This is a genomic window from Frigoribacterium sp. CF331 (assembly GCF_057787905.1).
The window spans coordinates 1409529-1424113 of the sequence record NZ_CM173545.1 but is presented as its reverse complement, the minus strand read 5'-3'; the positions used below and the strand labels follow the sequence as shown (position 1 = coordinate 1424113).

Annotated in this window: 13 protein-coding genes and 3 tRNA genes; 11 read left to right on the top strand and 5 right to left on the bottom strand. The window is 73.3% G+C overall.

Annotation, left to right across the window (positions count from 1 at the left end):
- Positions 1-10: 10 nt before the first annotated feature.
- From AC3CCI_RS06635 to AC3CCI_RS06620, 4 genes are all read right to left on the bottom strand, one after another.
- On the bottom strand, positions 11-1528 hold the full coding sequence (locus AC3CCI_RS06635) for a glycosyltransferase family 39 protein (RefSeq protein WP_488628488.1): 1518 nt from the start codon (positions 1526-1528) through the stop codon (positions 11-13).
- A gap of 127 nt (positions 1529-1655) precedes the next feature.
- Positions 1656-1728 (bottom strand) — tRNA-Phe (locus AC3CCI_RS06630).
- A gap of 34 nt (positions 1729-1762) precedes the next feature.
- A tRNA-Asp gene (locus AC3CCI_RS06625) sits at positions 1763-1839 on the bottom strand.
- A gap of 80 nt (positions 1840-1919) precedes the next feature.
- Positions 1920-1995: transfer RNA gene (locus AC3CCI_RS06620), tRNA-Glu, on the bottom strand.
- A gap of 335 nt (positions 1996-2330) precedes the next feature.
- Between AC3CCI_RS06620 and AC3CCI_RS06615 the strand changes: the two genes are divergently transcribed.
- Positions 2331-3617 (top strand): peptidoglycan DD-metalloendopeptidase family protein, encoded by a 1287-nt coding sequence (locus AC3CCI_RS06615; RefSeq protein WP_488628487.1) that lies wholly within the window; start codon positions 2331-2333, stop codon positions 3615-3617.
- A 111-nt stretch (positions 3618-3728) separates the two neighbouring features.
- Here the strand turns inward: AC3CCI_RS06615 and ppa are convergent, their stop codons facing one another.
- Positions 3729-4220 (bottom strand): inorganic diphosphatase, encoded by a 492-nt coding sequence (gene ppa, locus AC3CCI_RS06610; protein ID WP_488628486.1) that lies wholly within the window; start codon positions 4218-4220, stop codon positions 3729-3731.
- Between the two features lie 70 nt (positions 4221-4290).
- Here ppa and tilS point away from each other — a divergent pair, with 70 nt between their 5' ends.
- The 10 genes from tilS to AC3CCI_RS06560 all read left to right on the top strand — a co-directional run bounded on the left by tilS (position 4291) and on the right by AC3CCI_RS06560 (position 14574).
- On the top strand, positions 4291-5283 hold the full coding sequence (gene tilS, locus AC3CCI_RS06605) for a tRNA lysidine(34) synthetase TilS (RefSeq protein WP_488628485.1): 993 nt from the start codon (positions 4291-4293) through the stop codon (positions 5281-5283).
- 43 nt (positions 5284-5326) lie between these two features.
- Entirely contained in the window at positions 5327-5878 is a 552-nt protein-coding gene (gene hpt, locus AC3CCI_RS06600; protein WP_056260114.1) for a hypoxanthine phosphoribosyltransferase, read from the top strand.
- Positions 5879-6002: 124 nt separating this feature from the next.
- Entirely contained in the window at positions 6003-7994 is a 1992-nt protein-coding gene (gene ftsH / locus AC3CCI_RS06595; RefSeq protein ID WP_354594058.1) for an ATP-dependent zinc metalloprotease FtsH, read from the top strand.
- A 678-nt stretch (positions 7995-8672) separates the two neighbouring features.
- The gene (folP, locus tag AC3CCI_RS06590) at positions 8673-9560 is read left to right on the top strand and encodes a dihydropteroate synthase (RefSeq protein WP_488628668.1); all 888 of its coding nucleotides are present in this window, start codon (positions 8673-8675) and stop codon (positions 9558-9560) included.
- Positions 9557-10021 (top strand): dihydroneopterin aldolase, encoded by a 465-nt coding sequence (gene folB / locus AC3CCI_RS06585; RefSeq protein WP_488628484.1) that lies wholly within the window; start codon positions 9557-9559, stop codon positions 10019-10021. The genes folP and folB overlap by 4 nt, the downstream gene beginning before the upstream one ends.
- Complete coding sequence (gene folK / locus AC3CCI_RS06580; RefSeq protein ID WP_488628483.1) at positions 10018-10755, top strand: 2-amino-4-hydroxy-6-hydroxymethyldihydropteridine diphosphokinase; 738 nt, start codon at positions 10018-10020, stop codon at positions 10753-10755. The genes folB and folK overlap by 4 nt, the downstream gene beginning before the upstream one ends.
- Entirely contained in the window at positions 10752-11228 is a 477-nt protein-coding gene (locus AC3CCI_RS06575; RefSeq protein WP_354594062.1) for a DUF3180 domain-containing protein, read from the top strand. Before folK ends, AC3CCI_RS06575 begins: the two co-directional genes overlap by 4 nt.
- 162 nt (positions 11229-11390) lie before the next feature.
- Positions 11391-11870, top strand: coding sequence for a PH domain-containing protein (locus AC3CCI_RS06570; RefSeq protein WP_488628482.1), 480 nt, complete (start codon positions 11391-11393; stop codon positions 11868-11870).
- Positions 11867-13747, top strand: coding sequence for a PH domain-containing protein (locus AC3CCI_RS06565; protein WP_488628481.1), 1881 nt, complete (start codon positions 11867-11869; stop codon positions 13745-13747). Before AC3CCI_RS06570 ends, AC3CCI_RS06565 begins: the two co-directional genes overlap by 4 nt.
- The gene (locus AC3CCI_RS06560) at positions 13744-14574 is read left to right on the top strand and encodes a Rossmann-like and DUF2520 domain-containing protein (protein ID WP_488628480.1); all 831 of its coding nucleotides are present in this window, start codon (positions 13744-13746) and stop codon (positions 14572-14574) included. The genes AC3CCI_RS06565 and AC3CCI_RS06560 overlap by 4 nt, the downstream gene beginning before the upstream one ends.
- Positions 14575-14585 lie beyond the last annotated feature (11 nt).

Genomic DNA, 14585 nt, shown 5'->3' with positions numbered 1-14585 from the left:
CGGCAGGACGTCAGGCCGACGGGCGGACGAACAGGTAGACGACGCTGCGCCCCGTGCGGTGCTCCTGCCGGATCTCGTAGCCCTGGTCGCGGAGCTGCCGCAGGTCGGCCTCGCTGAGCACGTCGACCGACAGGCGCGCGATCCACAGCCGGTCCACCGACGACAGGCGGTCGGCGAGCTCGGCGGCGTCGTCCTCGTCGTCGAGGCGCAGGGTGACGTCCGAGTACGACCCCGAGGGCAGCCCCGAGCGGACGAAGGCGACGTCGTCGAGGTCGGCGAACCGGCCGGGGTAGGCGTAGACCGCCTGGCGGGGTCGGGTCGAGACCGTGCCGCTCGCGTCCAGCAGGAACGCGTCACCCGGCCGGGCCTGGCTCTCGATGTAGCTCGACAGCTGTGACAGGTCGCTGCCCCCGCCCTTGCCGGTCGGCAGGCGCTGCAGCACGTACGTCGGCGCGGAGGCCACGACCAGCAGGGCGACGAGGGCGATGCTGATCCACCGGCGGCGGAACCCCGTGACGGCGACGGCCAGCAGCAGGCACATGCCCGGTGCCGAGAACGTCACGAGCCGCGAGGTGAACACGGGCGAGAGGGCCAGCCCCAGGGCGAGCAGCACGCCGGTGGGCAGGGCCACCCAGAGCGCGCCGAGCAGGACGACGCTGCCGGGCGTCCGCGACCGGTCGCGCAGTCGCGTCCCGAGCAGGATCAGCAGCACCCCCGAGAGCACGGCGAACGCGAGCCCCGTGACGAACCAGGGTTCGACGAGCACCGTGAACCACGTGATGTCGGCCCCGGTCGACGGGTCCGCCACCCCGAGGAGGCGCGAGCGCTCGGCGAGGACCGTCCCGATGACCGGGGCGGTCGCGAACAACGCGGCCCCGGTCGAGACCGACCAACCGAGGAGGCGGTGGCGGGCTCCGCGACGCCGGCGCTGTGCCGGCGCCAGCAGCAGGAACACCCCGTGGACGGCGATGATCAGGCCGAGCGGCACGAAGGTGGCGATCGACCCGGCGAGGACGGCGCCGTAGCCGATCCACCAGCGTCGTCTGTGGCGTCGCGACGCGACGAGCAGCAGGACGGTCACCCAGACGGCCAGCGCGGCCGAGAGGGCGTAGGGCCTGGCCTCGGCGGCCTCGAGCGTGAAGCGTGGCAGCACCGCGAAGACCGCCGCGGCGATCAGGGCCGTGCGACGGGTCGTCAGCATCCGCGTCAGGACGAGCACACCGGCCGTGCCGGCCCCGGCGAAGACGGCCGAGGGCAACCTCGTGACCAGCTCGGCCTCGCCGAAGGCACCCACCCAGAAGTGCATGAACAGGTAGTAGACGGTGTGGACGGCGTCGCGCTGGTCGACGAAGGCCAACAGCTGACCGAGGGGGAGCCGGGCGACCTGGAGCGTCGTCGCCTCGTCGCTCCAGTACGAGGGCACCCAGCTGGCCGCCGCGCCGAGCAGCAGCGCGGCCAGGCCGGCCACGAGCGGGTCGAGCCAGCGGCTGCGCGGAGGGACGACCGCCGGGTCGTGACCGATGCTCACGCGACCGCCCCGCGGTGGACCAGGACGGCTGCCCCGCCGGACGAGCCGAGCCCGCCGGACGAGCCGAGCCCGGTGAACGAGCCGAGCCCGTTAAACGAGTCAGGCCCCGCCTGAGCGGGGCCTTCTGTGGCTGGACACGGCATCGATCCGTGGACCTTTCGATTTTCAGTCGAACGCTCTACCAACTGAGCTACCCAGCCGTGAGGGCTTAGCCCCCAGGCGATGAACTCGCCTTGGCGACCCTGACCGGACTTGAACCGGCGACCTCCGCCGTGACAGGGCGGCGCGCTAACCAACTGCGCTACAGGGCCAAACTTGTTGCTGTGAGACAGCGTACTCGATGTTCTCTTGTGGTTGGTGCAGGTGGTGCTGGTGACACGGTGCTCGGAGCTGGTGACCCCAACGGGATTCGAACCCGTGCTGCCGCCGTGAAAGGGCGGTGTCCTAGGCCACTAAACGATGGGGCCGTGTCCGAGGACGTCATAGCAACCGATCACAGAGCATACGGATGATCGGGGCCAAAAGCAAAACGGGGCGACACCGGGTCGGTGACCGCGCCTCCTCGTCCCCCGTTCTGGTGACACGACTCGCCCGCCACTCCGTGGCGATTGCCCGGCGACGGTCTGCCCGGCGACTAGTTTCAAGCTGTTCTCGAGAGTTCGGGCCCACCCTCCGGGTCGGCCCGCCCGTGCACGCCGACCCACCGGTGCTGTACGGGACCGCCCGCCCGGGTTAGCGTGTGACCACACGGCGACCCCGGCTCGACGGACTCGACGCCGTCACGACGAATCGGACCCATTCGATGACCACCACCCGCCGACCCGGCCGAGCCCGCCTGGCGAGCCTCACGTCGGGCCCGCTCGCGCCGTCCTCGCGACTGGCCCGGGTGGTCGTCTCGATCGCCGCCGCGTCGCTGCTGCTCACCGCCGGAGTCGTCGGACTGCCCGCGTCGTCGGCCGTCGCCGCGAGCTACCCGTCGTGGGAGGACGTCCAGAAGGCCCGGGGCGACGAGGCCGCGAAGCAGGCCGAGATCACCAACCTCGAGGGCATCCTCACGCAGATGCAGTCCGACCTCGACGCCAAGAACGCCGAGGCCGAGAAGCGCGGTGACGAGCTGCAGAAGGCCCAGTCCGCGTACGACGACGCCCAGTACAAGACCGCACAGCTGCAGTCGCAGGCCGACGCCGCCGACACGGTGGCCGCCGCCAGCGAGGAGCGTGCCGGCCAGCTGGCCGCCCAGCTCGGTCGTTCGGGCGGCACGAACGGCGTCAGCGGCAGCCTGATCGCCGACCCGGGCGAGGCGGGGCAGCTGCTCTACAAGCTCGGCGCGATGAGCAAGCTCACCGAGCAGGCCGACGGCATCTACGCCCAGGCCACCCAGGACCGCAACACGGCGCAGGGCCTGTCGGACCAGGCGGCCGTGGCCGAGGCGGCCCTCGCCGTGCTCGCCGACGAGGCCCAGCAGGCCCTGGCCGACGCCAACGACGCCGCCCAGGCCGCGAGCGACGCCCTCGCCGCGCAGCAGGAGAACCAGGCGCGGCTGCAGGCCCAGCTCGAGACCCTCAAGACGAACGTCGACCACACCGAGGCCGAGTACCAGAAGGGCGTCGAGGAGTCGCGCGCGGCCGCCGCGGCCGCCGCGGCGGCGACCAACGGCACGGCCCTCGGCGTCGTCTCGCCCCAGGGCTGGACGCGCCCCGCCGGCGGCAACATCTCGAGCGGCTTCGGCATGCGCGTCAACCCCGTGACGCACGCCTACATCCTGCACGCCGGCACCGACCTCGCCGCGGGCTGCAACACCCCCATCTACGCGGCCACCGCAGGCGTGGTGACCTACGCCGGCTGGTACGGCGGCTACGGCAACTTCGTGCTGATCGACCACGGCAACGGCATCACCACCGGGTACGGCCACCAGCCGAACGGCGGCATCATGGTGAGCGTCGGCCAGGCCGTCGGCACCGGTCAGCAGATCGGCCACGTCGGGTCGACCGGCAACTCGACCGGCTGCCACCTGCACTTCGAGACCCGCGTCGGCGGCGTCGCGCAGAACCCGCAGCCGTTCATGGCCGACCGGGGCATCAAGCTCTAGTCACGACGCCCGGGCCGCGACGCCGGACCCGGCCGCCCGAGCCCGGTCGCCCGCACGACGAAGGGCCCGACACCACGTGGTGTCGGGCCCTTCGCGGCGCGGGTGCGAGGGTCAGTGCCCCTCGTCGGCGAGCTTCTTGACGCCCGCCTCGACGATGGCCTCGGCCTCGGCGGCGTCGCCCCAGCCCTCGGTCTTGACCCACTTGCCGGGTTCGAGGTCCTTGTAGTGCTCGAAGAAGTGCTCGATCTCCTTGCGGAGGTGCTCGGGCACGTCGGTGACGTCCTGGACGTGCTCCCAGCGCGGGTCCTTGGCGGGGACGGCGATGACCTTGGCGTCGCTGCCGCCGTCGTCGGTCATGTTGAAGACGCCGACCGGGCGCACCTTGACGCCCACGCCCGGGAACAGCGGGTGGTCGAGCAGCACGAGCACGTCGACGGGGTCGCCGTCGAGGCCCAGCGTGTTCTCGAAGAAGCCGTAGTCGGTCGGGTAGACGAACCCGGTGAACAGGACGCGGTCGAGGTAGACGCGACCGGTCTCGTGGTCGACCTCGTACTTGTTGCGGCTGCCTTTGGGGATCTCGATCACGGCGTCGTACGCGGCCATGGGTGTGCTCCTTGCGATGCGTCGTTGGGGGTCCGACCCGACGGGTCGGCGGTGTCGCTAACGTTACAAGATGCCCGACAGACCCCGCCTGACCCCCGCGACGGCCGACGTCCGACGTGCCACGCGCGCCTCCTTGTCCGGTCACGACGAGGGCGATCTCGTGCTCGTGGCGCTCAGCGGCGGCCCGGACTCGCTGGCGCTGGCGGCGGGCGTCGCGTTCGAGGCGCCCCGCGCCGGGCTCCGCGCCGGGGCGGTGGTCGTCGACCACGACCTGCAGGGCGACTCGCGCACGGTCGCGGCCCGTGCGGCAGAGCAGGCCCGGGGCCTCGGGCTCGACCCCGTCGTCGTCGTGCGGGTGTCGGTCGGCACCGAGGGCGGCCCCGAGGCCGCCGCCCGCACGGCCCGGTACGCCGCCCTGGCCTCGACCGCCGCCGAGCACGGCGCCCGCACCGTGCTGCTCGGCCACACCCGTGACGACCAGGCCGAGACGGTGCTGCTCGGCCTCACCCGCGGCAGCGGCGCGACGAGCCTGAGCGGCATGGAGGCGCGCTCGGGCCTCTACGCCCGCCCCCTGCTGGCCGTCGGTCGCTCGACCACGGCGGCGGCGTGCTCCGACGCCGGGCTCGAGGCCTGGCTCGATCCGCACAACGACGACCCGACCTTCACCCGGGTGCGGCTGCGGCGGACCGTCCTGCCGATGCTCGAGCGCGAGCTCGGGCCGGGCATCACCGAGGCGCTCGCCCGGACGGCCGACGCGCTCCGTGAGGACTCCGCGGCCCTCGACCACTTCGCCGACGAACTGGCCGAAGAGCTGGCCGACCACGCCGAGGCCGGCATCTCGCTCGACGTCCGGGGACTCGCCGCGAACCCGGCGGCCCTCCGCCAGCGGCTCATCCGGCTCGCGGTGCAGGGCGAGTTCGGCGTCTCGCTCTCGCGGGCCCAGACCCTCGAGGTCGCCCGGCTCGTCACCGACTGGCACGGCCAGGGGGCCGTGTCGCTGCCGGGCATTACAGTTGTACGCACCGGAGGCGCGCTGCACTTCTCGGCGACCGCCGCCTCCTGAGATCCCCCTCGGCACCCCACGACACCAGGAGCACGACACCACCATGGAACTCAGCGACATCGAGGCCGACCTGACCAGCGTGCTCTACACCGAAGAGCAGATCCACGCCAAGATCGCCGAGGTCGCCCGGCAGGTCGAGGCCGACTACGCGGGTCGCGAGCCGCTGCTGGTGGGCGTGCTCAAGGGGGCCGTCATGGTCATGGCCGACTTCTCGCGCGAGCTCAAGCTGGCGGCGTCCATGGACTGGATGGCCGTCTCGTCGTACGGCTCGGGCACCAAGTCGTCGGGCGTCGTGCGCATCCTCAAAGACCTCGACAGCGACCTGCACGGCCGCGACGTCATCATCGTCGAGGACATCATCGACTCGGGCCTGACCCTGTCGTGGCTGCTCGAGAACCTGCAGAAGCGCGGCGCGGCCTCGGTCGAGATCTTCGCGCTCTTCCGCAAGCCGGCCGCCGCCAAGGTCGCCGTCGACGTCCGGTACGTCGGCTTCGAGATCCCCAACGACTTCGTCATCGGCTACGGCCTCGACTACGACGAGAAGTACCGCAACCTGCGCGGCGTCGGGGTGCTCGCGCCCCACGTCTACAGCTAGCGGGCGACCCCCTGCGGGGCGGATCAAGCCCTCGGCGAACACCCATCCGGTGCATAGCAGCTCCGATGTACCCTTTTGCTCACGTTCTTCCTGCAGAAAGGTGTCGGGCGTCGCCCGTACTGACATGGACTTCAAGAAACTCTTCCGCGGTCCGATCATCTACATCGTGATCGCGGTCATCGGCATCGGCATCGGGTGGAGCCTGATCAGCGGTGCCGGCACGACCCAGATCTCGACCCAGAAGGGCCTCGAGGCGATCCAGGGCGACCAGGTCAAGTCGGCGACGATCTTCAGCAACGAGCAGCGCGTCGACCTCGTCCTGAAGGACGGAGACAAGGCCGAGCAGTTCTACTACGCGACGCCGCGTGGCTCCGAGGTCGTCGACGCGATCAACGACGCGAACCTCGAGAACTTCGACGACACCGTCACGCAGACCAGCTGGTTCATGTCGCTGCTCGGCATCCTGCTGCCCTTCCTGATCATCGGCGTCATCTTCTGGTTCTTGCTCTCGTCCATGCAGGGCGGCGGCAGCAAGGTCATGCAGTTCGGCAAGTCGAAGGCCAAGCTCGCGTCGAAGGAGACGCCGCAGGTCATGTTCACCGACGTCGCGGGCGCCGACGAGGCCATCGAAGAGCTCGAAGAGATCAAGGAGTTCTTGAAGGAGCCCGCCAAGTTCCAGGCCGTCGGGGCCCGCATCCCCAAGGGCGTGCTGCTCTACGGCCCTCCCGGCACCGGCAAGACCCTGCTCGCCCGCGCCGTCGCCGGCGAGGCCGGGGTGCCGTTCTTCTCGATCTCGGGGTCGGACTTCGTCGAGATGTTCGTCGGCGTCGGCGCCAGCCGCGTCCGTGACCTGTTCGAGCAGGCCAAGCAGAACAGCCCGGCCATCATCTTCGTCGACGAGATCGACGCCGTCGGCCGCCACCGCGGTGCCGGCATCGGCGGCGGCAACGACGAGCGCGAGCAGACCCTCAACCAGTTGCTGGTCGAGATGGACGGCTTCGACGTCAAGACCAACGTCATCCTGATCGCGGCGACCAACCGCCCCGACGTGCTCGACCCGGCGCTGCTGCGTCCCGGACGCTTCGACCGTCAGATCGGCGTCGACGCCCCGGGCCTCGACGGCCGCAAGCAGATCCTCGAGGTGCACGGCAAGGGCAAGCCCCTCGCCGCCTCGGTGAACCTCGAGGTGCTGGCCCGCAAGACGCCCGGGTTCACCGGCGCCGACCTGGCCAACGTCCTCAACGAGGCCGCCCTGCTGACCGCCCGGTCGAACGCCCAGCTGATCGACAACCGCGCCCTCGACGAGGCGGTCGACCGCGTCATGGCCGGCCCCCAGCGCCGCAGCCGCATCATGAACGACCACGAGAAGCTCATCACGGCGTACCACGAGGGCGGCCACGCCCTGGCGGCGGCGGCGATGCGCCACACCGACCCGGTGACCAAGATCACGATCCTGCCCCGCGGCCGTGCCCTCGGCTACACGATGGTCCTGCCCCTCGAGGACAAGTACTCGGTCACCCGCAACGAGCTGCTCGACCAGCTGACCTACGCCATGGGCGGCCGGGTCGCCGAAGAGCTCGTCTTCCACGACCCGACCACGGGTGCCTCGAACGACATCGAGAAGGCCACGGCGACGGCCCGCAAGATGGTCACCGAGTACGGCATGAGCAACAAGGTCGGTTCGGTCAAGCTCGGGCAGGCCTCGGGCGAGATGATGATGGGCCGCGACGGCAGCTCGCGCGACTACTCCGAGAACATCGCCGAGACCGTCGACGCCGAGGTGCGCGTGCTGCTCGAGCAGGCGCACGACGAGGCGTGGGAGGTCATCAACGACAACCGCGACGTGCTCGACTTCCTCGCCCGTGAGCTGCTCGAGAAAGAGACGCTCGACCACGACGAACTGGCCGAGATCTTCAAGGACGTCAAGAAGCTGCCCGAACGCCCGCAGTGGCTGTCGAGCGACAAGCGTCCCGTGTCGGACCGCCCGGCGATCCCCATGCCGACGAAGTCGCCCGTCGACGCCGAGGCCGTCGACGGGGGCGTCGACTCCGAGCCGACCACCAAGCCGGCCCGCACGCGTCCGCCCCGCACGACGCCCGGCATCGCCACGGCCTGACGCACGATCGGCCCGACCGGCTGCGCCACGGCGCAGCCGGTCGCTAGCCTGGGGGCTCGTCCCGAGCACCGAACGGAGGTACCGCACGTGACCGACCAGTCCGGCGGCACCCCCGCCGCACCGCCCGACGCACCGCTGAGGCGGCCCCGGGGTCGCGAGCGTTACCCCGCCGACGTGGTGGTCGACGCACCGGCCTCGTCGACTCGTGCCGCCGCCGACGAGGCGGCCGAAGGTCTCGTCACCCAGGGGCGACTCGTCCTCGCCCTGGGCGAGACCGCGGCCGTCCGCCCGCCGGCCCAGTTGCCGCCCGTGACGCACACGCCCGCGACGACGCCCGCATCCGGTCTGCCGGCCGGGACGCCCGGGGCGGGCTCGTCACGTCCGGCCGCGGCCGACCCGACCCCGCCCGTGACCGACCCACCCGTGGCGGCCGACCCGCCCGTGGCGACGGACCCACCCGCCGCTGCCGCTCCCGTGCCCGAGGCCCGATCGGGTCGTCGGCTGGTGGCCGGCGGCCGGTTCGAGGGGCCGCTGCTCGAGCGGTCGTTCGACGAGGTCGTCCCCGCGGTCGAGGCCCGGGTGCGACCCGATCGGCAGCGCGACGCGTCGCACGCGGCACCGGTGGTGCGCGACCGGGACGCGACCGGCCCCGGGTCGCACGCCGCGCCTCCTGCGTCCGTGCTCCGGCGCCCGCGCGACCGCGCGGTCCGACGTAGGCCGGGCCCCCTCGTCCTGGGCGTGCTCAACGTGACGCCCGACTCGTTCAGCGACGGCGGCCGTCACCTCGACGTCGACGCCGCCCTGACCCACGCGCGGACGCTCCTCGCCCAGGGCGCCGACGTCGTCGACGTCGGCGGCGAGTCGACCCGCCCCGGTGCCGCCCGCGTCGAGCCGGCGGACGAGTTGCGACGGGTGCTGCCGGTCGTCCGCCAGCTCGCGTCCGAGGGCGTGCGCGTCAGCATCGACACGATGAACGCGTCGACCGCGGCCGCCGCGATCGAGGCCGGTGCCGAGATCGTCAACGACGTGTCGGGCGGACTCGCCGACGTCGACATGGCACGGGTGGTCGCCGCGAGCGGTCGCACCTTCGTGGCCATGCACTGGCGTGGGCGCCTCGACGACTCGGGTCACGGGTCCGCCGCCGCGTCGCGCGACTACGACGGCGACGTCGTCGGCACCGTCGTCGACGAACTCGCCGCCCGCGTGGACGACCTCGTCGCCCAGGGCGTCGACCCCACGTCGATCGTGCTCGACCCGGGCCTCGGGTTCTCGAAGGTCGGCGCGCAGAACTGGCAGCTCCTCGCGCACCTCGACGTGCTCGGTCGGCTCGGGCTGCCCGTGCTGGTGGCCGCGTCGCGCAAGCGCTTCCTGGCCGACCTCGTCCCCGAGGGGGCGCCGGCGACCGACCGCGACCCCGCGACCGCCGTCGTCAGCGTGCTCGCCGCCCAGGCCGACGTCTGGGGCGTGCGCGTCCACGACGTCGCCGGCACCCGGGCCGCCCTCGACGTGCTGCAGGCCTGGACCGAGGGTGCCGCCGCACCCCGCCGACCGGCGAGGCACGCGTGACCGGCATCGCGACCGGCCCGGACGGCCTGCCCGACGCCTCGGCCGAGCGCGACGGCGGCCCCGGTGCGACGGGTGGCCCCATGGCCCTCCGCGCCCGCGGCCTCGACGTCCTGCGCCTCGAGGGCGTGCGGGCCACGGGGCACCACGGCGTCTTCGACCACGAGCGCCGCGACGGGCAGGAGTTCGTCGTCGACGTCGTCGTGCACCTCGACACGACCTCCGCGGCCTCCGGCGACGACCTCGGCGAGACCGTCCACTACGGGGTCTTGGCCGAAGAACTCGTCACCGCCGTCGAGCGCGACCCCGTCGACCTGATCGAGACCCTCGCCGAGCGGCTCGCCGCCGTCGTGCTGGCCCACCGGGCGGCCGTCGCGGCCGAGGTCACCGTGCACAAGCCGGGTGCCCCGATCACCGTGCCGTTCGGCGACGTGTCGATCACGATCAGCCGGGAGCGCGCGTGACCGGCCCGCGCCCGTCCGGTCGGGGCGTGCCCGAGCAGGTCGGCACCGACCAGGGCGCGACCGGGCAGGGTCCCACCGTGCAGGGAGCGACCGGGCAGGAGTCGACCGCGCCGGGTCCGACCGCGCCGCGCGTCCGGCGGGCGGTCATCGCCCTCGGCTCGAACCTCGGCGACCGCGACACCCTGCTGCGGCAGGCCGTGCGGGCCGTCGACGCGACCCCGGGCGTGACGGTCGTCGCGGCCTCGGCCCCGGTGTCGTCGACGGCCGTCACGCTCGACGGCCGGGACCCGACCAAGCCCACCTACCTCAACGCCGTGCTGCTGGCCGACGTCACGCTCGGCGACGACGCCCTGCTCGACGCCCTGCAGGCGATCGAGGCGGCGCACGGTCGCACCCGCGACGTGCGCTGGGGCGACCGGACGCTCGACCTCGACGTCGTGGCCCTCGACGACGAGACCGTCGCGACCGAGCGCCTCACGGTGCCGCACCCCCGCGCCGCCGAGCGCGCGTTCGTGCTCGAGCCCTGGTTGCAGCTGGACCCGGAGGCGCGGCTCGCCGGCGCAGGACGCGTCGCCGACCTCGCGTCCCTCCTCACCGAGCACAGCCGTCCCGTGCCGGGGGCGACCTCCCTGCTCGACCCCGCCGACCCCGCCGACCCCGCCGACCCCGCCGACCCCGCCGACCCCGACGCCAGCCCCGGCCCGACACCCGCCACCAGCCCAGGAGCCCCGTGAAGCACACCCGCCCCTCGACCCTGGTCGGCCTGGTCATCGTGGCCGTGGCGGCCGGGTTCGTCCTCGACTCGGTGCTCGTGGCCATGCGGCAGCCGTCGATCGTCCTGCCCGCGGCCACCGGCCTCGTGCTGCTCGGCATCGGCGCGGTGGTGGTCTCGATGGCCGTCCCGGTGCGCCGGGTCGCCCAGGGCTCGAGCAAGGAGCGCGTCGACCCCTACTACGCCACGCGCGTGCTGCTGCTGGCGAAGGCGAGCAGCCTGGCCGGCGCCCTGTTCGGCGGCTTCGCCGGGGGAGTGCTGCTGTTCGTCCTGTCGCGGGGCGTGGGGCTCGCTGTAGGCTCCCTCGTGCCCACGATCGTGGCCGTCGTCGGCGGCGCGGGGCTGCTCGCGGCCGGCATCGTCGCCGAGCGCATGTGCACCGTCCCGCCCGCCGACGACGAGCGCGGCTCGGGCTCGGGCACCCAGGCGGTCTGACCGGGCGCGGCTCCACCCGCACGACGGCCACCCGCACGACGGCCGCCACACGACCGGGCCGCCGAACGACAGGGCCGCCGAACGACACAGCTGCCGCACGACACAGCCGCCCGACGACAGAGCCGCCGCACCACCGCGACGCCGACCGGAAGAGACGCCGACATGGACCGACTCGACATCCCCGACGCCCAGTGGACCCGCGTCTCGCCGAAGTACGTCTGGCCCGAGCTGATCGGCTACCTCGTCACCGGTCTGATCGTGGCCGCCGCGACGGCCCCGCTGTGGTTGCTCGGCCAGTGGTGGACCTACGCGATCACCGCGGTCGTCGTGGTGATCACGATCGTCGTCGCCGCCCTCACGCCCCGCCGCGTGCGGGCGATCGGCTACCAGCTGCGTGAGGACGACCTGCTGCTGCGCAAGGGCATCCTCTTCCTGCGGGTCGTGGCCGTGCCCTACGGCCGCATGCAACTGATCGACATCAACCGCGGGCCCGTCGTCCGGGCGCTCGGCCTCAGCGACCTCAAGTTCGTCACCGCGGCCGCGGCGTCGGCCGTGACCATCCCCGGCGTGCCCGCCGAAGACGCCGAGCGGCTGCGCGACCGCCTCGTCGAGCTGGCCGAGTCGCGTCGGGCCGGCCTGTGAGCGACCCCCGCACCGAGGCGGACGGGGGCGGGGCCCGACCCGCGCCTCCCGAGGTCGCCGCCCTGACCGACGGCGAGTGGCACCGCCTGCACCCGGCCACCCCGCTGCTCAAGGGCGGCATCGCCCTCGTCGCCGTGCTGGTGATCCTGTTCAACAACGCGCGCGAGTACGTCGTCGAGCTGTTCGTGCCGGGCGGCCGGCGCGGCGACGAGGGCGACCCGTTCGGCTACGTCGTCGAGCAGGGCTGGCTGGGCTGGCTGCTGCTCGCCGCGTTCGCCGTGATCGCCGTCTTCGTCGGCGGGGCCTGGCTGTCGTGGCGCATGAACACCTTCCGGGTCGGCGACGACGTCGTCGAGGTGCGCAGCGGCATCGTGTTCCGCACGAACCGCCGGGCGCGGCTCGACCGCATCCAGGGCATCAACATCCAGCGCCCGCTGCTCGCCCGGGTCTTCGGCGCCGCCAAGCTCGAGGTGAACCAGGCCGGGCAGGACGCCAACGTGAACCTCGCCTACCTCCGTTCGGCCTCGGCCGACGACCTGCGCCGCGAGATCCTGCGGAGGGCGGGAGGCGCGCAGCAGCAGCACGCGCCGGTCGCGGCCGAGGGCGCCACCGCGGACGGCACGAGCGGCACGACGGCCGCGTCCGCCCTCGACGGCCCCCCGACCCCGGGTCGACCCGACGCGCGGGCCCCGCACCGCCCGGGCTTCGGCGGTCTCGTCGAGCAGCGCGCGAACGAGTTCCTCGCGCCCGAGCTCGACCCCGACGAGGCGCCGCCGCAGTCGGTCGTCGAGCTGTCCCCGGGGCGCCTGATCGGCTCGACCGTCCTGAGCGGCTACACGCTGTTCCTCGTGGCCGTCGTGGTCGCGATCGCGGTCAGCGTGATCACCACGGGCGAGTGGTTCCTGCTCTTCGTGCTGCTGCCGGCGGTGCTCGGCTCGGGCGGGTTCTACGTCAACCGCATCACGAAGTCGCTGCGGTACACGATCGCGGGCACGCGCGACGGCGTCCGCATCGGCTACGGGCTGTTCTCGACCTCGAACGAGACGCTGCCGCCCGGACGCATCCACTCGGTCAAGGTCAGCCAGCCGCTGCTCTGGCGCCCGTTCGGCTGGTGGGACGTCAAGATCAACCGCGCCTCGCGCTCGAGCACCAAGGGCGCCGCCGGGCAGGAGAACACGACCATCCTGCCGGTCGGCGACGAAGAGGACGTCCGCCGCGTTCTCGAGCTCGTCCTGCCCGAGCTGGTCGGCGTGGCCGCCGTGGGAGTCGCCGCCGAGGAGGCGCGGGCCGGCTCGACCGCGCCGGCGGACGCCCCCGAGACGGTCGCCTCCGAGACGGCCCCGACCCCGGTGCCGGACGCCGCCGCGCACGCCCCGGTGCCGGGCGCCGCCGTGCACGCCTCGACGCCGCACGCCTCCGCGACGGACGCGGCCGCGCCTCCTGCCGTCCGCGACGCCGTCGAGGCGACGACGGAGCACACCCTCTCGCTGGTCGAGGGGGGCCTCCGCTCGAGCGGCACCGACGGCGGCTTCACGGTCTCGCCGCGACGGGCCGCCGTGCTGCGCTGGTTCTCGTGGCGTCGCAACGGGTTTCGGTCGGCACCGGGCGCCCTGCTGCTGCGCAAGGGCGCGATCTGGCGGCAGCTCGTCATCGTGCCGCTGCCGCGCGTGCAGAGCGTCGGGCTCGTGCAGGGCCCGCTGCGTCGTCGGCTGCGGCTGGCGACCGTGCACCTGCACACCGTCCAGGGGCCCATCGTGGCCGAGATCAGTGCGCTCGACCAGGACGACGCCCTCGGCTTCTTCACCACCGCCAGCCGCGAGGCGGTCGTCGCCGCCCGCGCCGACCGCACCCACCGCTGGAGCGAGGAGACCCCGTGACCGACCCCCGCCGCGACGACCCCCGGCGCGACGACCCGCGCGACAGCGACCCCCGCTCGGCCCCGCGGGGCGACCGACGCAGCGGCCGCCTGGGCGTCGGCATCGTCGGAGCCGGTCGGGTCGGCCCGGTGCTCGGTGCCGCGCTCGCCGCCGCCGGGCACGCGATCGTCGGCATCTCGGCCGTGTCCGAGCGCAGCCGCGACCGGGCCGAGGCGATCCTGCCGGGCGTGCCCGTGCTGACCGTCCCCGAGATCGTCGAGCGGTCCGAGCTCGTGCTGCTCGCGGTGCCCGACGACCAGCTCGCCGACCTCGTGCAGGGCCTGGCCGCGACGGGCACCTGGCAGCCGGGCCAGCTCGTCGTGCACACCTCGCCCCGTCACGGGCTCGAGGTGCTGCGGCCCGCGCTCGCCGCGGGGGCGATCCCGCTCGCGATCCACCCGGCCCTCGCCTTCACCGGCACGACCATCGACCTCGTGCGGTTGCGCGACGCCTGGTGCGCCGTCACCGCCCCGACCCCCGTGCAGCCGATCGGGCAGGCGCTCGTCGTCGAGATGGGCGCCGAGCCCGTCGTCGTCGCCGAGGCCGACCGGGAGCGCTACGCCGAGGCGATCGCGACCGCCACCGAGTTCTCGGCCGCGATCGTCCAGCAGTCGGTCGGACTACTGACCGAGCTGGGACTGCCCGAGCCCGGTCGCCTGCTCGCCCCGCTGATGCGATCGGCCATGGACGCCGCCCTCGGCGAGGCCGGTGGCTCGGCCGGTCCCGGTACCATCGACATGGCCTCGTTCGACGACGGCCCCACCGCGTTCGGTGACCCGCGCGCCTGACCCGGCCCGCG

What these genes read in the sequence shown, in the direction of transcription:
- hpt (WP_056260114.1), top strand. Translation starts at nt 5,327, where the DNA reads ATGGAACTCAGCGACATCGAGGCCGACCTGACCAGCGTGCTCTACACC.
- ftsH (WP_354594058.1), top strand. Translation starts at nt 6,003, where the DNA reads ATGGACTTCAAGAAACTCTTCCGCGGTCCGATCATCTACATCGTGATC.
- tilS (WP_488628485.1), top strand. Translation starts at nt 4,291, where the DNA reads ATGCCCGACAGACCCCGCCTGACCCCCGCGACGGCCGACGTCCGACGT.
- AC3CCI_RS06615 (WP_488628487.1), top strand. Translation starts at nt 2,331, where the DNA reads ATGACCACCACCCGCCGACCCGGCCGAGCCCGCCTGGCGAGCCTCACG.
- ppa (WP_488628486.1), bottom strand. Translation starts at nt 4,220, where the DNA reads ATGGCCGCGTACGACGCCGTGATCGAGATCCCCAAAGGCAGCCGCAAC.
- AC3CCI_RS06570 (WP_488628482.1), top strand. Translation starts at nt 11,391, where the DNA reads ATGGACCGACTCGACATCCCCGACGCCCAGTGGACCCGCGTCTCGCCG.